Annotated in this window: 17 protein-coding genes; 8 read left to right on the top strand and 9 right to left on the bottom strand. The window is 70.1% G+C overall.

What is annotated here, in order from left to right; genetic code table 11:
• Positions 1 to 26: 26 nt before the first annotated feature.
• Positions 27 to 2,543: an FtsX-like permease family protein gene (locus tag O4N75_RS09665; RefSeq protein WP_269629148.1), complete on the bottom strand. Its 2,517-nt coding sequence runs from the start codon at positions 2,541 to 2,543 to the stop codon at positions 27 to 29.
• Positions 2,543 to 3,214 (bottom strand): ABC transporter ATP-binding protein, encoded by a 672-nt coding sequence (locus O4N75_RS09660; RefSeq protein WP_269629147.1) that lies wholly within the window; start codon positions 3,212 to 3,214, stop codon positions 2,543 to 2,545. The genes O4N75_RS09665 and O4N75_RS09660 overlap by 1 nt, the downstream gene beginning before the upstream one ends.
• 53 nt (positions 3,215 to 3,267) lie before the next feature.
• Between O4N75_RS09660 and O4N75_RS09655 the strand changes: the two genes are divergently transcribed.
• Complete coding sequence (locus tag O4N75_RS09655) at positions 3,268 to 3,915, top strand: arylesterase (RefSeq protein WP_269629146.1); 648 nt, start codon at positions 3,268 to 3,270, stop codon at positions 3,913 to 3,915.
• A 112-nt stretch (positions 3,916 to 4,027) separates the two neighbouring features.
• Here the strand turns inward: O4N75_RS09655 and O4N75_RS09650 are convergent, their stop codons facing one another.
• The 3 genes from O4N75_RS09650 to O4N75_RS09640 are packed head-to-tail and all read right to left on the bottom strand — an operon-like array spanning position 4,028 to position 5,754.
• Positions 4,028 to 4,849, bottom strand: a complete 822-nt coding sequence (locus O4N75_RS09650) for a DUF2807 domain-containing protein (protein WP_269629145.1) — start codon at positions 4,847 to 4,849, stop codon at positions 4,028 to 4,030.
• 15 nt (positions 4,850 to 4,864) lie between these two features.
• Positions 4,865 to 5,431: a DUF1700 domain-containing protein gene (locus O4N75_RS09645; RefSeq protein WP_269629143.1), complete on the bottom strand. Its 567-nt coding sequence runs from the start codon at positions 5,429 to 5,431 to the stop codon at positions 4,865 to 4,867.
• On the bottom strand, positions 5,428 to 5,754 hold the full coding sequence (locus O4N75_RS09640) for a PadR family transcriptional regulator (RefSeq protein ID WP_269629141.1): 327 nt from the start codon (positions 5,752 to 5,754) through the stop codon (positions 5,428 to 5,430). The genes O4N75_RS09645 and O4N75_RS09640 overlap by 4 nt, the downstream gene beginning before the upstream one ends.
• 120 nt (positions 5,755 to 5,874) lie before the next feature.
• On the opposite strand from O4N75_RS09640, the gene O4N75_RS09635 reads away from it, so the two are divergent.
• The 3 genes from O4N75_RS09635 to O4N75_RS09625 all read left to right on the top strand — a co-directional run bounded on the left by O4N75_RS09635 (position 5,875) and on the right by O4N75_RS09625 (position 7,624).
• Entirely contained in the window at positions 5,875 to 6,684 is an 810-nt protein-coding gene (locus O4N75_RS09635) for a peptidylprolyl isomerase (RefSeq protein WP_269629139.1), read from the top strand.
• 90 nt (positions 6,685 to 6,774) lie between these two features.
• Positions 6,775 to 7,218, top strand: a complete 444-nt coding sequence (locus tag O4N75_RS09630; RefSeq protein ID WP_269629138.1) for a cupin domain-containing protein — start codon at positions 6,775 to 6,777, stop codon at positions 7,216 to 7,218.
• Between the two features lie 61 nt (positions 7,219 to 7,279).
• The gene (locus tag O4N75_RS09625; protein WP_269629137.1) at positions 7,280 to 7,624 is read left to right on the top strand and encodes a hypothetical protein; all 345 of its coding nucleotides are present in this window, start codon (positions 7,280 to 7,282) and stop codon (positions 7,622 to 7,624) included.
• On the opposite strand, the gene O4N75_RS09620 is transcribed toward O4N75_RS09625, so the two are convergent.
• Positions 7,621 to 8,898, bottom strand: a complete 1,278-nt coding sequence (locus O4N75_RS09620; RefSeq protein WP_269629136.1) for an MFS transporter — start codon at positions 8,896 to 8,898, stop codon at positions 7,621 to 7,623. The two genes, O4N75_RS09625 and O4N75_RS09620, sit on opposite strands and share 4 nt — an antisense overlap.
• A gap of 68 nt (positions 8,899 to 8,966) precedes the next feature.
• Here O4N75_RS09620 and O4N75_RS09615 point away from each other — a divergent pair, with 68 nt between their 5' ends.
• The gene (locus O4N75_RS09615) at positions 8,967 to 9,560 is read left to right on the top strand and encodes a TetR/AcrR family transcriptional regulator (protein ID WP_269629135.1); all 594 of its coding nucleotides are present in this window, start codon (positions 8,967 to 8,969) and stop codon (positions 9,558 to 9,560) included.
• On the opposite strand, the gene O4N75_RS09610 is transcribed toward O4N75_RS09615, so the two are convergent.
• The gene (locus O4N75_RS09610) at positions 9,557 to 11,200 is read right to left on the bottom strand and encodes an amidohydrolase (protein WP_269629134.1); all 1,644 of its coding nucleotides are present in this window, start codon (positions 11,198 to 11,200) and stop codon (positions 9,557 to 9,559) included. The genes O4N75_RS09615 and O4N75_RS09610 overlap by 4 nt on opposite strands.
• A 141-nt stretch (positions 11,201 to 11,341) precedes the next feature.
• Between O4N75_RS09610 and O4N75_RS09605 the strand changes: the two genes are divergently transcribed.
• The 3 genes from O4N75_RS09605 to O4N75_RS09595 are packed head-to-tail and all read left to right on the top strand — an operon-like array spanning position 11,342 to position 14,778.
• Positions 11,342 to 13,054, top strand: a complete 1,713-nt coding sequence (locus O4N75_RS09605) for a hypothetical protein (protein ID WP_269629132.1) — start codon at positions 11,342 to 11,344, stop codon at positions 13,052 to 13,054.
• A gap of 57 nt (positions 13,055 to 13,111) precedes the next feature.
• On the top strand, positions 13,112 to 13,756 hold the full coding sequence (locus tag O4N75_RS09600; RefSeq protein WP_269629131.1) for a DUF47 domain-containing protein: 645 nt from the start codon (positions 13,112 to 13,114) through the stop codon (positions 13,754 to 13,756).
• A 5-nt stretch (positions 13,757 to 13,761) separates the two neighbouring features.
• Positions 13,762 to 14,778: an inorganic phosphate transporter gene (locus tag O4N75_RS09595; RefSeq protein ID WP_269629130.1), complete on the top strand. Its 1,017-nt coding sequence runs from the start codon at positions 13,762 to 13,764 to the stop codon at positions 14,776 to 14,778.
• A 6-nt stretch (positions 14,779 to 14,784) separates the two neighbouring features.
• On the opposite strand, the gene O4N75_RS09590 is transcribed toward O4N75_RS09595, so the two are convergent.
• Together O4N75_RS09590 and O4N75_RS09585 are read right to left on the bottom strand one after the other, a co-directional pair.
• Positions 14,785 to 16,134: an amidohydrolase family protein gene (locus O4N75_RS09590; protein WP_269629129.1), complete on the bottom strand. Its 1,350-nt coding sequence runs from the start codon at positions 16,132 to 16,134 to the stop codon at positions 14,785 to 14,787.
• Between the two features lie 158 nt (positions 16,135 to 16,292).
• Positions 16,293 to 17,744, bottom strand: coding sequence for a glutamate synthase subunit beta (locus O4N75_RS09585; protein WP_269629128.1), 1,452 nt, complete (start codon positions 17,742 to 17,744; stop codon positions 16,293 to 16,295).
• Between the last annotated feature and the right edge of the window lie 17 nt (positions 17,745 to 17,761).

The raw sequence follows: 17,761 nt of genomic DNA, 5'->3' as shown, positions 1-17,761 counted from the left end.
ATCCTTAAAGCCCGTTCACTCTGTTTTCATTCCGCACGCAACGCCGCCGCCGGCCGCTTGGCCAGGGCGTGGAGCGAGGCCAGCAGCCCGCCCAGCGCCGCCAGCAGCGCCGCGCCCAGCACCAGAGCCGCCACCCCCGACCAGTCCACCGCCCAGTCGGCCTTGAACACCTGGGTCACGACGGGCCAGGCGGCCAAAGCCCCGAGGCCGACCCCGGTGACCCCGGCGATCAGCCCGACCGCGCCGTATTCCAGCACATAGGCGCCCAGCACCTGCAGCCGGGTCGCGCCCAGCACCTTCAGGATCGAGGCCTCGCGCGTGCGAGCCTGGGCGCGGGCGGCGATGGCCCCGGTCAGCACCAAGAGGCCGGCCAGAGCCGCGACCGCCGCGGCGCTGCGGATCGCCAGCACCAGCCGGTCGAAGAGCTCGGTCGCCGCCTCCAGTTGCTCGCGGACCGAAATGACGTTCACTTCCGGGAATTCGGCGCCCAGGGCGCGGGTGACGCGGGCCTCCTGGTCCTTGCCGGCCTTGGCGATCGCCACATGGCGCAGTTCGGCGCCTTCCAGGGTCGAGGGCGTGAGGATCAGCGGGAAGCTGGCCCCGAAGCCGCCGACATCGACTTTGCGCAGCACCGCGATCCTGGCCTCGATCTCGCGGCCGAGCACCGACAGGGTGACCTCGTCACCGACCTTCAGGCCCCCGGCGCGGGCGGCGTCGACCTCCATGGCCAGCAGCGGCGGGCCCGCATAGTTCGCCGGCCACCAACGGCCTTCGACGATCTGTGGGTCGGCCGGCTGCGGCCCAATGGCCGAGATCGAGATGTCGTTGTCATAGGCCCAGCGCTCGCGCTCGGCGATGGCCTTGCGGTCGACCGCCTCGCCCTTGATGCGGACGATGCGGCCGGTGAGAAAGGGCGCACGCAAGTAATTGTCGGCGTTCAGCTTCTGGCCAAAGGCGGTCTGCACGGTCTGGTCGAAGCGGGCCGCCTCGGCGCCTGGGATCTCGGTGAAGACGATGGCCGGTGCGGTCTTGGGCGCGACCTCGGCGACCTGGCGCAGCAGGCTCGACTGGATCAGCACCACCGCCGCCAATAAGCCGACGCCGAGACCGATGGCCGGGGCTGCGGTGCGGGCGGCCGAGCGCGGCCCCGCCAGATTGGCCAGGCCCATCCGCACCGCGCCATGCGTCCGCCCTCGCAGACGTCCGGCCAGATGCGCGGCCAGCAACCCCAGCCCCCAGAGCAGTACGAAGGACGCGGCCACCCCGCCGATCATCAGCCCCGCGGCCAGCGGGGTCGGGGCTGTCGCCACTGAGAGCACCCCGAGGGCCACGGCGGCGAGCGCCGCGCCGACCGTTTCGACGCTGAGCCCCAGCCGCCCACGGGTGTCGCGGCGGAACAGGCTGGCCGGCGGCGTGGCGCGGGCCCGCGCCAGCGGCGCCAAGGCGAAGGCGGCAGCCGACAGCAGGCCGAAGGCGCCGGCGCGCAACAGCGGCTCGGGATAGACGGCGAACAGCGCCGGAACGGTCAGGTCGTCGGGGATCAGTCCGGCCAACAGGAACGGCGCGGCCGCCCCGACCGCCAGGCCGATGGCGACGCCGAGCAGAGCCAGCACGCCGATCTGGATCAGGTATAGGCCGCGGATGAAACGGCCCTCGGCCCCCAGCGCCTTGAGTACGGCGATCGAAGGCTTGCGCTCCTCCAGGAAGGCGGTGACCGCGCCGAACACCCCAAGGCCGCCGGCGACCAGCGAGGCCAGGCCGATGAAGCCGAGGAAGTATTCGAGCTGGTCGATCAGCCAGCGGATCCCGGGCGCGGCGTCGTCGCGGTCACGGATGCGCACGTCGCGGTCCTTGGTCTCCTGGCGCAGCGCCTTGCGCGCCTGCGCAGGGGTGACGTCCGCCGGCAGGGCGATGCGGGCGGTCTCCAGGAACGGCAGGCCCGGTTGAAGGAAGCCGCCGGCCTCGACCGCCTGGCGCCGGAGCAGCACCCGTGGCCCCAACGCAAAGCCGCGCGACAGGCGGTCCGGCTCCTGCACCAACACGCCGCGGACCACGACCGGCAATTCACCGACCAGGATGCGGTCGCCGATCTTCAGGTTCAGGCGCTCCAGAAGCACCCGCTCGACCACCGCCCCGGCGGTCCCGTCGGGCGCCGGCGCGATGGCGCGGTGGAAGTCGCCGCCGTCCTCCAACGTGACTTGGCCGGCCAGCGGATAGGCGTCACTCACCCCGCGCAGCTCGACCAGGCGGCGCTGGCCGTCGGGGGCCTGGGCCATGGCGCGGCTGCCGACCGCCCATGAGGTCTTGCCGGCCTTCTCGATGGCGGCACGCTCGGCCGGCGTGAAGCGGCGCTGCTCGACGGTGATCGCCATGTCCCCGCCGAGGATCTCGCGCGCCTGGCTGGCCAGGCCCTGGCGGAAGGCCTCGGCGGTCGAGCCGGCGGCGGCGATGGCGGCGACGCCCAGCGCCAGGCAGGCGAGGAAGATGCGAAAACCGCTGACGCCAGAGCGCAACTCGCGCGCAGCGAAACGCAGGGCGAGCATCAGGCGTGGCCGCCGCTGAGCCGCACCTGGCGGTCGGCGCGCTCGGCCAGAGCCGGATCGTGGGTGACCAGCACCATGGCCGCGCCCTCCTCGGCCACCAGGCCGAACAGCAGGTCGGCGACCTTGGCGGCGTTGGCGGCGTCCAGATTGCCGGTCGGCTCGTCGGCGAACAGCAGGGCCGGCCGCGGGGCGAGCGCCCGGGCCAGGGCGACCCGCTGCTGTTCGCCGCCCGACAGCTGGTGCGGATAGTGGCGCAGGCGGGCCGAGAGCCCGACGCGGTCCAGCCAGCTGCGGGCGGTCGCGTCGGCGTCGGCGATCCCGGCGATCTCCAGCGGCGCGGCGACGTTCTCCAGGGCGGTCATGTTGGGCAGCAGGTGGAACGACTGGAAGACCAGCGAGACCTTGCCGCGGCGCAGGCGGGCGCGGCCGTCCTCGCTGAGGCGGCCGAGATCCTGGCCCAGCAATTCCACGCGGCCGGCGGTCGGCTGCTCAAGGCCGGCGGCGACGGCGATCAGGCTGGACTTGCCAGAGCCGGAAGGGCCAGTGATCGCCACCCGTTCGCGCGGTGCCACCGAAAAGCTCAGGTCCTTGAGGATTTCGACCGGTCCGGCCGCCGACGGCAGGGTGAGCGAGACGTTCGAGACGGCGAGCGGCGGAACAGCTTCGGACAATGCGGCCTCTGGAGATTGAGCTTCACTGACTATCGCCTAGATAGGACAGCGACATGGACCCGACAGCCCCCCGATTTCCGAGCCGCCGGCTGCTGATCGCCGCCGCCCTCGCCGCCTGGCCGGCCCAGGGCCTGGCCCAGCCGCACCGGGTGATCACCATACTGGGCGACTCGATCACCGCCGGCTACGGCCTGCCGGCCAGCGCCGCCCTGCCCGTGCAGTTGCAGGCGCAGCTGCGCAAGCTGGGTTCGAACGCCCTGGTGCGCGGGGCCGGCGTTTCCGGCGACACCACCGCCGGCGGCCTGGCGCGGGTGGACTTCAGCGTCCAGCGCGACACCGACGTCTGCCTGGTGGCGCTAGGCGGCAACGACCTCTTGCAGGGCATCGCCCCCAAGCGCACCCAGGCCAATCTCGACAAGATCGTCGCCCGGCTGAAAGCGCGGAAGATCGGCGTGGTGCTGGCCGGACTGGCGCCGCCGCCGGTGATCGGCCGCGCCTACGCCCGCGACTTCCAGGCGGTGTTCCCAACCGTGGCCAAGGCCCAGGGCGTGGCGCTGTACCCCAACCTGCTGGCCGGCGTGGCCCAGCAGCCGCGCCTGAACCAGCGCGACGGCTTCCATCCCAACGCCCAGGGCGTGGCGGTGATCGCCCAGGGCCTGGCGCCGGTTCTGGTCAAGGCTCTGAGCGGCCGGCGCGCCTAGCCCCTGTTCCGATTGGCTTGAACCAAGCCAACCGGGGACGAACAGGGTCGATTTTTTGAGCTCGGAGCCCTTCTGATGCACTCACGATGATCCATCGTGAGTGGGAAGGGCTCTAGGTCTCCTGCGGTCCCGCCGGCTTGGCGGGTTTGGCCGGAGCCCCGACGCCGCCCGACTTCCCGCCGTCCTCGAAGATCACCGATCCGGCGCCGGCGACGTCGGTCTCCAGACGCTTGGGCCGGGTCAGCAGGCGGGCGGTGGCCGAGCCGGAAACTTCCAGATTGGCGGCTTCCCGTGGGGCCAGGGTGACTTCGGCTGAGCCGGAGATGTCGGCCTCGGCGTTATCGGTGACCAGGTCGGTCAGATCGGCCTCGCCGGAACCAGAGAGTTCGACGTCGACCTCGCGGGCCTGGCCGCTGGCGACCACCTCGGAGGAGCCGCTGGCGACGATCTGAAGTTGGTCCTGCTTGTAGCTGCGGATATCGAGCCGGTCGTCGCCGCTGATCTGGAAGCGGGTGACGGCCGGGGCCGTCATCACCACCCGCAGGCGGGCATAGTCGGCCAGCGGCCGGTCCAGGCTAAGCCGGCCATCGTTCAGGCGGACGCGATCGACGATGTCCTTGGGACCATAGATCATCACCTTGCCGGGGCCGGGAGCCTGGGTGAACTCGACGGCGGCCGGGATGTCGAACTCGGCCTTGGTCGAGCCGTCCCACGCCAGCTCGCGGGTCACCTCCCCGGCGTCCCGGTCGAGCGGCCGATCGTGGCGCAGGTCGCGGTCGCGCCACTCGCGGCGCTCGTGGCGGTCATGCCAGTCCACGTCCCAGTTCCAGTTGCGGGCGGCGAGGTCGGGGCCGCCCAGGGCGGCCGCGCCGGCCAGGGCCACGACCCCGGCCAGGAAGCCGGCCACGGCGATCATCACAAGCACACGGATCATGATTGGGCTCCCGGCTCAGGACTGCGGTTCGATGGCCGGCTTGAGCAGCCGGAAGTGAAGGCGCCCGTACCAGACCAGGGCGTTGACGAGGCCGATGACGACGATGGTCAGGATCGCGCCGGCCGACGCGGCCAGGGCCATCAGCCCGATGCCGGCCAGCAGCGCTGCGACCGGACCGCCGGGCGGGCCGAGGAACGGTCCAGCGGCGAACACCACGCCGCCGGCGACGAAGACCCCGATGGCCGCGACGATCAGGCCGAACAGCACCCCGCCGACGGTCATCAGGATCGGCAGCAGGATCAGGATGTCGATGGCGCCCAGGCCCAGCACGGCGAAGATCGCGCCGGCCGCGGAGGTGGGATTGCGCTGCTCCTCCCACTTCTTGAGACCGACCTCGGCGCGCAGTTCGCGGGCCAGCCGGGACGGATCGCCCAGCGCCTGGGCGACCTCCTCCTCGGTGCGGCCGGCGGCTACGCCCTCGGCGAAGTGGGTCTCGTAGTCGGCGACCGCGTCCTGGATGGCCGCGGGCGGCAGGCCCGACAGCCCCAACCGCAGCCGGTCGATGAAGGCCTGACGGTTCATTGAGCGTCTCCCAGAATACTGTCGACCGCGCGAGAAAACGCAGCCCATTCCGCCTTTTGCGCGGTGAAGCTCGCCTTTCCGGCCTCGGTCAGCTTGTAGTATTTGCGCGGCGGCCCGGCCGGACTCTCGACCAGATAGGTCTCGACCAGCCCGTCGCTCTGCATCCGCCGCATGAGCGGATAGATCGTTCCCTCACCCATATCGATCCCCTCGGCCAGGCGGCTCGCGATCTCGTAGGCGTAGCTGTCGTGGGAAGAGAGCAAGGCGAGCACGCAGAGCTCGAGCACCCCCTTCTTCAATTGGACTTGCACGGTTTCCGGCACGGCGGACCTCCAGTTCGCCTATGAGGTATCGCACGGTAGTGACTACTGCAAGGTAGCTTGCATTACATCTTAGTAAGCTCAAGCGTGGCCTTGATCGGCAGGTTGCCCGATAGTCCCTCCATGATCCGCACCATCGCCGCCGCCCTGGCGCTCAGCCTCGCCCTCCCCGCCCAGGCCGCCGACTGGCGGCGCCTCGATCCCGAGAACACGCTGGTGATCGAGACCAGCAAAGGCGTTGTCGTCGTCGAGATGCGCCCCGACTTCGCGCCCAAGGCGGTCGAACGGGTCAAGCTGCTGGCCCGCGAGGGCGTCTATGACGGCCTGCAGTTCCACCGGGTGATCGAGAACTTCGTCGACCAGACCGGCAACCCGAACAACAAGGACGGCGGGGTCTCGCAGCACCCGGACCTGCCGCCGGAGTTCATGTTCCGGCTGAAGACCGACGCGCCGGCCAAGGTCGTTGTCAACGCTAGCGACAGCCTGGCAGGTTTCGTGGGCTCCGCGCCGTTCGAGGCCGCTTCGGACCTGGAGGCCCAGCGCGACGCCGCCCTCGGCCGCCGCGCCTGGGGCGCGTATTGCCCCGGCGTCGCCGGCATGGGCCGGCAGGCCGGCGAAGGCACCGCCAACTCCGAAATCTTCTTCATGCGCGCCGCCAGCCGAAGGCTCGACCGCAGCTACACGGTCTGGGGCCGCGCGGTGGTCGGGCTCGACGTGATCCGCGCCATGGCCGTGGGCGAGCCGCCAGCCCAACCCGACGTGATGCGCAAGGTCCGCGTCGCCGCCGACCTGCCGCCGGCCGAGCGCCCGAAGGTCGAGGTGATGGACGAGCACGGCCAGTCGTTCGCCGCCCTGGTCGCCAAGGTCCGGCGCGACAAGGGCGCGGACTTCACGATCTGCGACATCGAGGTCCCGACCCGGCCCGTTCCCTAGACGATCGGCCTCCGTGCCGGACTCGCGCCGCTAAGCGCACGCCGCTTCAAGAGTTCTGTGCTATCCTGTGGAAACCACAGGAGAAACGTCATGCTTAGGACCGTTGTTCTCGTCAGTGGCGTACTGTGCCTCGGCTCGACCGCGACGGCGCAGATCAATACCGGGGACCTGAAGTGGGGCCCGGCGCCCGCGGTATTCCCCGCCGGCGCGCAGATGGCGGTGCTTTCGGGCGATCCGACCAAGGCCGGGGTGTTCGTGATCCGCCTCAGAATGCCCGCCGGCTACAAGATCCCGGCCCACAACCACCCGACCGACGAATACGTGACCGTGGTCTCGGGCGAGCTGTCGCTGGGCATGGGCGACAAGCTCGACCCAGCCAAGAGCGCCAAGCTCGGTCCCGGCGGGTTCGCCGTCGCCGGCGCGAAGATGAACCACTTCGCGTTTTCGACGGGCGGCGCGGTGGTTCAGGTTTCGGCCGAGGGCCCATTCGCCCTGACCTACGTCAATCCCGCCGACGACCCGACCAAACGCTAGATCGCAAGCGGAACCTCAGACTGCATGGGGCCGTTCGCTTGAGAGCGTTCAGGAGCCCGCGATGAAACTTGCCGTCATGCTGACAGCCGCCCTGCTCGGCCCAGGCGCCTACGCGCAGACAGCGCCGGGGCCGCTGGGGCTCACCGCCGAACAGCTCGACGACGCCGACCTGATCGATCCCCAGGGCCGCAAGATCGGCGAAGTCGAGAACCTCATGCTGGGGCCCAAGGGCGACGTCGTCGGCCTGGTCGTGGAGATCGACCAGCGAACGCCCAAGCCCGATCGCCGCGTACAGGTCGAGCTGTCGAGCCTGCGCGCCGTCCCCGATCCGACCGATCCGGGCGAGTTCAACGTCCAGACCAGCCAGACGCGTGAACAGTTGCTGGCCCTGCCCGAGGCCCGCTAGGCGAACACCGGCGCCAATTCAGTCGTCTTGCGGCGGATCATCAGCGAGGCGACCGCGGCAACCAGCGCCGCGACGCCGGCCAGGACGAAGGCCTCGAGATAACGGCCCTGGGCGGCGCGGATGACGCCGGCGGTGATCGCGGCCGTGGCGGCGCCGGCCTGGTGGCCCGCAGCGATCCAGCCGAAGACGATCGGGCCGTCATGGTCGCCGAACGCTTCAGTCGCCAATCGCACGGTCGGCGGTACTGTGGCGATCCAGTCCAGGCCGTAGAACACCGCGAAGATCCCCAACGCGACGATGGAGAAGTCGGTGAACGGCAGCACCATCAGCGAAAGGCCGCGCAGGCCGTAATAGACGAACAATAGCTTGCGCGGATCGTAGCGGTCGGTGAGCCAGCCGGAGAGCGTCGTGCCGATCAGGTCGAAGATCCCCATCACCGCCAAGAGCGTCGCCGCCCGGGTCTCGGGCAGGCCCTGGTCGGCGCACATGGCGATCATGTGCACGCCGATCAGGCCGTTGGTGGTCAGGCCGCAGACGAAGAAGCCGCCGAACAGCAGCCAGAAGGTGCGCGTGCGGGCGGCGCGGAACAACGCCCCAAACGCCCCGCGCAGGGCGCCGCCGGCGGGCATGGGCTGCGGCGCCGCGTAGCTTTCGTTCGCGCCGTAGGGCTTCTGGCCGATCGAGGCGGGGGTCTCGGGCAGCAGGAGCCAGACCACCGGGACCAGCACCGCCATCACGGCCGCGACCGCCAGCACCACCGGCCGCCAGCCGCCGGCCTCGGCCAGGGCCGCCATGCCCGGCAGGAAGATCAGCGAACCGGTCGCCGCCGAGGCGCTGAGCAGGCCCATCATCAGGCCGCGCCGTTCGACGAACCAGCGGTTGACGACAGTGGCGCCCAGCACCATCGCTACTGCGCCCGAGCCGACGCCGGAGATCACGCCCCAGGTGGCGACATAGTGCCAGGGCTGGGTCATCAGCGAGGAGGCCGCGGTCGAGAGCGCCATCACCGCCAGAGCCAGGGTCACCGTGCGGCGCACGCCGAACGACTGCATCAGCGCCGCGGCGAACGGACCGGTCAGGCCATAGAGGAAGATGCCGACCGCTGCGGCCATCGAGATCACGCCGCGATCCCACTGGAAGGCGCGCTCCAGCGGCAGCATCAGCACGCCTGGCGCCGAGCGCAGGCCGGCCGCCGCCATCAGGGCGATGAACACCGCCGCGACGGCGACGAATGCGTAGTTCTGGCCAAAGGGCCTGGCGCGCGCTATCGTCATGTTACTGACCTGTAAGTTTCACCGCCGATGAATACGTACCGGTCAGTTACATCGTCAAGCCGACTTTCATGATCGAGCCGAAGAAACCCGACACCGCCCCTCCCCTGCGCGCCGCCGACAAGATCCGCGAGACGGCCAAGGAGCTGTTTTATCGAGACGGCATCCGCGCGGTCGGGGTCGACGAGATCGTCGCCAAGGCCGGGGCGACCAAGCCCAGCCTTTATCGCACCTACAAATCTAAGGACGAGCTGGCCGCCGCGGTGCTGCGCGAAGGCGCCGCCACCTTCTGGAGCCGGTTCGACGCCGCCGTGGCCGAGCATCCGGGCGATCCCCGCGCCCAGGTGCTGGCCTATCTGGAGGGCTTGGCGCAGCGGGCGGTGCAGGACGACTACCGCGGCTGCCCGCTCAGCAACGCAGCGGTGGAGTACCCCGAGCGCGGCCATCTGGCCCGCGTCACCGCCCAAGAGCACAAGGCCGACCTGCGCAAGCGGCTGCGGGGCATGGCGACGGAAATGGGCGCCGAGGACGCCAACGGCCTGGCCGACGCGCTGCTGCTGCTCATCGAAGGCGCGTTCCTGACCAGCCAGCTGTTCGACAAGGACCGCCCCACCGCCGAGGTCGCCCGCGCCGCAGCCAAGCTGATCGACGCCTATCTCACCTAAGGGGCCTCGTAGACCACCTTGCCGCCGACGATGGTCATGACCGCGTGGGCCTTGGCGATGTCGGCGAAGGGGGCGGTCATCAGGTCGACCGAGAACACCGAGATGTCGGCGTCGCGGCCGACCGCGAGGCTGCCGAGATCGTTCTCGCGGAAGACGGCGTAGGCCGAGCCGCGGGTCAGCATGGCGAGCGCCTGGGCGCGGGTCACCGCCTCCTCCAGGCGCCAGTCGGGACCGGCGAAGCCCTTGAGGTCGTGGCGATAGGCGGCGGCGTAGAACTCGACCAGCGGATCGCCCTTTTCGACCGGCGCGTCGGAGCCGCCGGCGACGGCTGCGCCAGACTTCAACAGACTTTCCCAGGCGTAGGCGCCCTTGAGCCGCTCCGGGCCCAGGCGCGCGGGGGCGAAATAGAGGTCGCCGATGACGTGGGACGGCTGCATCGAAGCGACGACGCCCAGCGCCGCAAAGCGCGGCAGGTCGTCGGGGGCCAGGACCTGGGCGTGCTCGACCCGCCAGCGGGCCGCCTTGAGCCCGGCCAGGTCGCCGGCGAAGGCCTGCTGATAGGCGTCGAGGATCACCCGGTTGCCGCGGTCGCCGATGGCGTGGACAGCCATCTGGGCGCCGGACTTGCGCGCCTTGGCGAGGATGGCGTCGATGGTCTCGCGGGGCGTGACGATGAGCCCGGTCCCCTCGGCGTCGGCATAGGGCGCGAGCAACGCCGCCCCGCGCGAGCCGAGCGCGCCGTCCATGAACAGCTTCACGCCGCGCACGCGCACCAGGCCGGTCGGATCCTGGGACGGCCCTTGGGCCAGAACCGGCCCGGAGTCGGCTTGCGACATGTAGTTGTCGATGCGGATCGGCAGCTCGCCCTTGGCGGCGAGCGCCTGCTGAATGGCCACCTCCTGGGTCGAGACGCTCATGTCGTGCAGGCCGGTCCAGCCCCGCGAGGCGTAGAGCCGCGCGCCCCGGCGGACCGCCTCGGCCTGGGCCGCGGGGCTCGGCGGCGGGACCTTGGCGCGGACCAGGCCCATGGCGTTGTCGATCAGCATCCCGTCCGGCTCGCCCTTGGCGTCCTTCAAGATCTGGCCGCCGGCCGGCGCGGCGGTCTGGGCGGTGATGCCGGCCAGCTTGAGCATCGCCGAATTGACGACCACCGCATGGCCATCGGCGCGGCTGAGCACCACCGGCCGGTCGGGCGCGGCGCGGTCGAGGTCGGCGCGGGTCGGGAAGCGTTTTTCCGGCCAATGGGTCTCGATCCAGCCGGCGCCGGAAATCACCTCGCCGCCCGGATTGGCGGCCGCCCACGCCTTCAGGCATGCGACCAGGGCCTCGACCGAGTCCGTCCCCTCCAGGTTCAGGGTCATCTCCCGGAAGCCAATCCCGGCCAGATGGGCGTGGGAGTCGACGAAGCCTGGATAGGCGGCCGCTCCCTTCAGGTCGATATCGCGGGCGCCCGGCGCGGCCGCCCGCGCGCTGTCGAGCTGGCCGGCATAGGCGACCTTGCCGTCCTTGACCGCCAGGGCCTGCACGACGGCGTCGCCGGTGTAGATCGGGCCGCCGTGAATCAAAAGGTCCTGCGCCGCAGCCGGCGCCGCCAGGGCGAGGCCCGCCGTCAGGACCAGAGTGTGCAGAACCGCGCGCATGCTTCCCCCGCCGTGAATCACTGGGTCCATTGATCGACGTTCCACCGCCGCACGCAAACGCCTTCGCACGCTATGGCCACCTGCCGCGGATGCGGCCACAGTGAAGGCATGAATCGGGGGGATGCAGGTCAGCCGGCAAGGTTGCGCGCACGAGCGGCCTACGGCCTGTTGGCAGTGGCGGCGGCGGCGGCGGCGCTGATTTACGCCGACCGCGTCTTTCTGGACCTGCCCCTGTATGCCGGGGCCGAAAGCTCGCACCTGGTCTACGCGCTCTACGGCAAGACCTTGGCGGCGCGGCCCGACCTGCTGCCGCACGCCCAGCCGATGGGCGACGCTTTGTTCGGCCTGCTGATCCGGGCGCTGACCTATGTGACGCAGAACCTGGCGCCCTGGCTGAGGGTCCTGGGGGCCACGGCCTATTTCGGCGGCCTGGCCCTGACGCTGGCCAGCGTGCGCGTCAGCCTGGACCGGGAGACCTGGATCGGCGCGGCGCTGCTGGCCCTCGCCTATCCCTACTACCGCTTCGCCGCCGCGGCCCTGCCCGAGGGGTGGTATGTCCTGTTGCTCGGCGCGGCAGTGCTGGCCACCGCACGGCTCTATGGGCCGCGACCGATCGCCCATGCGGCCCTGGCGGGCGCCCTGGTCGGCGCGCTCACCATGTTGAAGCCGCAGGGCCCAGCGGTGGGCGTCGCGTTCCTGCTGCTGGCGGTGGCGGACCTCCTGCTCGGCCGGCGCGACCTGCGCATCTTCTTCGGGCGCGTGGCGGTGCTGGCCGCCGCCTTCCTGGCCAGCGTCAACCTGCTGCAACTGGCGACCAACCAGGCCGCGAGCGCGCCGTTCAGCTTCTATCTGGAGCATCGCTACGACACCCTGCTGGCCGGCGCGGTGACGCCGCATGGCTGGGTCTCCGGCGCGCGCGGACTGGTGGCGATGGCCTCGGCCTGCGTGATGCTGGCGGCGATTCCGGCGCTGACCGGGCTGCTGCGGATCGAGATGCGCTGGCGCTGGCATCGAGGACGTGGGCGTTTCTTCCTCGCCCCGCACGAGACGACTTTCCTGCTGGTGCTGTTCAGCCTGGCGAGCACCCTGGCCGTGACGGCGGCGCTCTCCACGGGCGAGGCCGCCAATCCCAGCCGTATCTGGGGCCGACAGTTCGAGGCGCTGATTCCCTTGCTTTGGATCGCCGCAGCCCCGTTCATCGGCGAGTTCGACCGCGCCGGCGGACGCTGGTGGCGGATGGCGATGGGCCTGGCGGCGGTCGTCGGCTTGGCCGGGCTGGCGGCCTGCCTGCTCGGCGGGATCACCCCGCGCGCCTGGGACGCGGCCGCGCTCAGCGCCTTTTCGCTCGAACAGCCCTGGGCCGCCGGGCTGGCGGCGGCGATCATCGTCGCGGCCGGCGCGGCGACCGCCCTGCGCAGTTGGCCGGTGATGAACATCTGGCTGGCGGCCTTCGCGGCGCTGGCCGTGCTGTCGACCGCGCTCGACGTGCGATGGGAGCGGACCAACGCCACCGACCGCAACGCGCTGAGCCAGGACCTGACCACGGCCGCGGCGATCATAGAACAGCGCCCCGGCGGGGTCGCGATCATCGCCCAGGACCCGATCCAGGCCCGCCTGGCCTATCTGCGCCTCCGTGCGCGGCCGATCACCATCCTGACCGCCCCGGAGCCCGCGCGGCTGGTCGAAATCGACACCGTCGTCGCCATCGGATCGCAGGCGCCTGGCGCCGACTGGCGGGTCGCGTTCGGCGGCCCCAAGGTGACTGTTTACACCCGTCAAACGGGGCTCTTGGCCTCACCGCGCGCATCGGTCGCGGGCGCTGGAGGTCTTCTGTCCGAGCCAGGAAGCGGCTAAGAGCGCGCAGAATCATCGCGCCGCCGCGGTCGCGACATGAAGGACACGGACGGAACGATGCTCACCTGGTTCCAGGCGCTGATGCCTAAGGAATTGAAATTCTTCGACCTCTTCAGCGCCCACGCCGAGAAGCTGGTGGAGGGCGCTACCGCATTGCGCGAGGTCCTGCAGGGCGGCGACGACGTCGCCGAGGCCTGCGCCCGCGTCGTGGCGCACGAGGATGCAGCCGACGCGATCACCCGCGAGGTGCTGCTGAACGTGCGCCGCTCGTTCATCACCCCGTTCGACCGCAGCGACATCCAGGAGCTGATCACCTCGCTCGACGATGCGATCGACCAGATGCACAAGACGGTGAAGGTCGTCAGCCTGTTCGAACTTCGCGAATTCGAAGATTCGATGCGGGAAATGGCCGACATCATCGTCGAGGCCGCGGTGCTGACCCGCGAGGCGGTCGGCCTGCTGAGCAACATGCGCCAGAACGTGACCCGGCTCAGCCAGCTGACCGAGCAGATCACCCACATCGAAGACCGCTCGGACGCGATCTACGACGCCGGCCGCAAGGCGTTGTTCCTGGCGCACCGGCATGACGACCCGATGGCGTTCGTCGTCGGCGTCGACGTCTACAGCCACCTGGAAAAGGTCATGGACCGGTTCGAAGACGTGGCGAACTGCATCAGCGGCATCGTGATCGAGCAGGTCTAGCCCACGTGGAACTCCTCGCCGGCTACGGCCCGCTGCTGATCTTCCTGATCTTCGTGGCGTTGGCCTTCGACTTCCTGAACGGGCTGCACGATGCGGCCAACTCGATCGCCACCATCGTGGCGACGCGGGTGCTGCCGCCCTTCATCGCCGTCGCCTGGGCGGCGTTCTTCAACTTCATCGCCTTCCTGTTCTTCGGCCTGCACGTGGCCAAGACGGTCGGCGCGGGCCTGGTCATGCCCGAGCTGATCAGCGACGGGCTGATCTTCTCGGCCCTGATCGGGGCGATCGGCTGGAATCTGCTGACCTGGTGGGCGGCGATCCCCTCCTCGTCTTCGCACGCGCTGATCGGCGGGCTGGTCGGCGCGGGCATCGCCAAGGCCGGGATGGGCGCCGTCATGTGGGGCGGCCTCTCCAAGACCCTGTTCGCCATCGTGCTGTCGCCGGCGACGGGCTTCATCCTCGCGCTGTTCCTGGTGTTGATCGTCTCATGGCTGTTCGTGCGGCTGACGCCGTTCGCGGTCGACGGGGTGTTCCGAAAACTGCAGTTCGTCTCGGCCTCGCTCTATTCGCTGGGCCACGGCGGCAACGACGCCCAGAAGACCATGGGCATCATCGCCGCCCTGCTGATCGCGCACGGCATGGGTCCGTCGAGCGGCGAGTTCCACGTACCGCTGTGGGTGGTGCTGTCCTGCCAGGCGGCCATGGGCCTGGGCACGCTGTTCGGCGGCTGGCGGATCGTCCATACCATGGGTTCGCGGATCACCCGCCTGACCCCCATGCAGGGCTTCTGCGCCGAGACCGGCGGGGCGATCACCCTGTTCGCCGCCACCAGCCTGGGCGTGCCGGTCTCGACCACCCACACCATCACCGGCGCCATCGTCGGCGTCGGCGCGGCCAAGCGGGTCTCGGCTGTGCGCTGGGGCGTGGCCAAGGAGATCGTCACGGCCTGGGTCGTGACCCTGCCGGCCGCGGCGATCATCGGCGCCCTGACCTACTGGGCGGCCGGGCGGTTCATGGGCTGACGGAGGTCAGTCGTCGACCATGGCGCGGGCGGCGACGTCCGCGGCCGGGTCGAAGTCGGCGCGGGGATAGTCCTTCCCGCGCTTGACGGTCAGGGTGATGGTGCGCAGGGCGCGGATATCCCGGCTCGGGTCCTGACCGGTGAACACCAGATTGGCGAGCTTGCCCGCCTCGATGGTCCCGAAGTCCGGGCTCTTGCTGACCGCCAGCGCGCCGTTGCGGGTCGCCGCGACGATCGCCTGCATCGGCGAGAAGCCGGACTTGTCGACCAGAAGCTCGAGCTCCTCGTAGAGCGCCGGATAGGCGGCCACCGGATTGGAGAAGCCATCGGTGCCGGCCGAGATCGTCACGCCAGCCTTCAGGGCCTGTGCGGTCAGCTGCGCGGCGAGTTCGACCGAGCAATAGGGCTTGCTGGGCCGGGTCTTCATCGCCTCGTAGATGCGGACCGTAGCGTCGAGAACGACCCCGCCCTGGCGCATCGTGGCCAGCAGCGGGGCGATCTGCGGGTTCACGCCGCCGACGAACTTCTCCTCCTGCACGGCGGCGCGGCGGTGATAGCCGGTCGGGATCTGGTCTGAGACCTGATAGGCCAGCATGCAGACGTGGCTGACGCTGTCGGGCCGCGCGGCCAGGACCTGGGCCGGCGTGGCCGGGAAGACCGCGCCGTGCGTCCAGACCTGCAGCCCCTGGCGATGGGCCTCGGCGGTGATGCGCGCGACCTCGTCGCCCGGCAGGTTCGCGTAGATCTTGATCGCCGTGGCGCTGGTCCCCTTGGCCTCGGCCACCGCCTGACGGATATCGGTGTCCGGGCCGATCGCCCGCATCCAGGGAACCTGGCCGCCCACCGCGCCCAGCGAGGCGGCGCCGACGCGCGGGTCGTCGAAGAACGAGGGGCCCGCCATCAGGGCGGCGTAGTGGATGTCCGGCGCAGGGATCTCGCCGATCCGCGCCGCGCGGGCCAGGTCGGCGATGTTGCGCAGGTCGTCGGCCATGTCGCGGGTCGAGGTGATCCCGCTGTAGAGGTCGCGCTTGAGCTGGGCCTCGGCGAAGCGGCGGTTCGGCGGCGTGGCCAGGTGCTGGTGGCTGTCGGTGAGGCCCGGCAGCATGTACTTGCCGCTCATATCGACGACGCGGGTGGTCGGCGCCAGCTTGAAGGCGATCTCGCCCTCCTTCCAGACCCGCTCGATCCGCTCCCCGCGGACAAGGATGTTCATGCCCGCGCGGGCCGGCGCGCCGGTCCCGTCGATGAGCGTGAAGTTGCGATAAACGGTCTGGGCCTCGGCCGCCGGCTCTTGGGCCTCGGCGACAGGCGACAGGACGAGGACGGCGGCCAGCGCGGTCAGGCAGGAACGGATCATGTCCCTGCCCTAGACCCTTTCCGGTTCAGGTGAAATCACCTGAACCGGGATGAAAGGGTCCAGCTTCAAAGAGTAGAGCGTGACGGTCGCTTCAACCGGCTTCCACTTGAAGCTGTCACGCTCCCGCCGCGTCGCTCGCCGGCCTCAACGCCTAAGCGTCAGCGGGGAAGCTTGCTGGTCCCCATCAGGTACTCGTCGACCGCCTGGGCGCACTGCCGCCCTTCGCGGATCGCCCAGACCACCAGCGACTGGCCGCGACGCATGTCGCCGCACGAGAAGATGTTGGCCGAGGTGGTCTTGTAGTCGCTGACCGGGGCCTTGACGTTGCCGCGCGGGTCGAGCTCGGCGCCCGACTGGGCGATGAACTCGTTGTGGCGCGGGCCGACGAAGCCCATGGCCAGCAGCACCAGGTCGGCCTTGATCAGGAACTCGCTGCCGGCGATTTCCTGCAGGGTCTGGCGACCGTCGGCCCCCGCGACCCATTCGACACGGACGCACTCGACCGCTTCGATCTTGCCATTCGAACCGATGAAGCGCTTGGCCGACACCGCAAAGTCGCGCTCGCAGCCCTCTTCGTGGCTCGACGAGGTGCGCAGCTTCAGCGGCCAGTCGGGCCAGGTCAGCTGCTTGTTCTCGCGAACCGGCGGCTGCGGCATGATTTCCAGCTGGGTGACCTGGACCGCGCCATGGCGGTTCGAGGTGCCGATGCAGTCGCTGCCGGTGTCGCCGCCGCCGATGACCACGACATGCTTGCCGGTGGCCGAGATGCCGCCGGTGGGGGCGGCGCGCAGCTCGTCGTCGCCGGCGTTGCGCTTGTTCTGCTGGGTCAGGAAGTCCATCGCGAAATGGACGCCGGCCAGTTCGCGGCCGGGGATCGGCAGGTCGCGCGGATCTTCCGCGCCGCCGGCCATGACCAGCACGTCATAGTCGTCGAGCAGGCGCTGGACCGAGACGGTCTTGCCGACCTCGAAGTTGGTCCGGAAGATCACGCCCTCACCTTCCATCTGCGCCACGCGGCGGTCGATGAGGTGCTTCTCCATCTTGAAGTCCGGGATGCCGTAGCGCAGCAGGCCGCCGATCCGGTCGTTCTTTTCGAACACGGTCGGGGCGTGACCGGCGCGGGCCAGTTGCTGGGCGCAGGCCAGGCCCGCCGGTCCCGAGCCGACGACGGCGACGCGCTTGCCGGTGCCGCGCGGCGACATCTGCGGCTTGATCCAGCCTTCCTGCCAGCCGCGATCGACGATCTCGCACTCGACCGTCTTGATGGCGACCGGAGTGTCGATGATGTTCAGGGTGCACGACGCCTCGCAGGGCGCCGGGCACACACGTCCGGTGAACTCCGGGAAGTTGTTGGTCGACTGGAGGTTCTCCAGCGCCGTTTTCCATTGGTCGCGATAGACTAGGTTGTTGAAGTCCGGGATCTGATTGTTGACCGGGCAACCCTGGTGGCAGAACGGAATCCCGCAATCCATGCAGCGCGCGGCCTGCTTGGAGACGTCCGCCGCCGGCATGGGGTGGACGAATTCCTTCCAGTTCTTCAGGCGCTCCTGCGGCGCCTCGTAAGTCCGTTCCTGGCGCTCGATCTCGAGAAAGCCGGTGACCTTACCCATGATGCTGTCCTCCGACT

This window comes from Phenylobacterium sp. NIBR 498073 (assembly GCF_027286305.1).
Lineage (GTDB): Bacteria > Pseudomonadota > Alphaproteobacteria > Caulobacterales > Caulobacteraceae > Phenylobacterium.
This window is presented reverse-complemented; position numbering and strand designations above follow the sequence as displayed.

Bases quoted from the DNA above. Each gene is read 5' to 3' on its own strand.
- O4N75_RS09665 (WP_269629148.1), bottom strand. From the start codon at position 2,543: ATGCTCGCCCTGCGTTTCGCTGCGCGCGAGTTGCGCTCTGGCGTCAGC.
- O4N75_RS09655 (WP_269629146.1), top strand. From the start codon at position 3,268: ATGGACCCGACAGCCCCCCGATTTCCGAGCCGCCGGCTGCTGATCGCC.
- O4N75_RS09650 (WP_269629145.1), bottom strand. From the start codon at position 4,849: ATGATCCGTGTGCTTGTGATGATCGCCGTGGCCGGCTTCCTGGCCGGG.
- O4N75_RS09645 (WP_269629143.1), bottom strand. From the start codon at position 5,431: ATGAACCGTCAGGCCTTCATCGACCGGCTGCGGTTGGGGCTGTCGGGC.
- O4N75_RS09635 (WP_269629139.1), top strand. From the start codon at position 5,875: ATGATCCGCACCATCGCCGCCGCCCTGGCGCTCAGCCTCGCCCTCCCC.
- O4N75_RS09630 (WP_269629138.1), top strand. From the start codon at position 6,775: ATGCTTAGGACCGTTGTTCTCGTCAGTGGCGTACTGTGCCTCGGCTCG.
- O4N75_RS09625 (WP_269629137.1), top strand. From the start codon at position 7,280: ATGAAACTTGCCGTCATGCTGACAGCCGCCCTGCTCGGCCCAGGCGCC.
- O4N75_RS09620 (WP_269629136.1), bottom strand. From the start codon at position 8,898: ATGACGATAGCGCGCGCCAGGCCCTTTGGCCAGAACTACGCATTCGTC.
- O4N75_RS09615 (WP_269629135.1), top strand. From the start codon at position 8,967: ATGATCGAGCCGAAGAAACCCGACACCGCCCCTCCCCTGCGCGCCGCC.
- O4N75_RS09610 (WP_269629134.1), bottom strand. From the start codon at position 11,200: ATGCGCGCGGTTCTGCACACTCTGGTCCTGACGGCGGGCCTCGCCCTG.
- O4N75_RS09600 (WP_269629131.1), top strand. From the start codon at position 13,112: ATGCTCACCTGGTTCCAGGCGCTGATGCCTAAGGAATTGAAATTCTTC.
- O4N75_RS09590 (WP_269629129.1), bottom strand. From the start codon at position 16,134: ATGATCCGTTCCTGCCTGACCGCGCTGGCCGCCGTCCTCGTCCTGTCG.
- O4N75_RS09585 (WP_269629128.1), bottom strand. From the start codon at position 17,744: ATGGGTAAGGTCACCGGCTTTCTCGAGATCGAGCGCCAGGAACGGACT.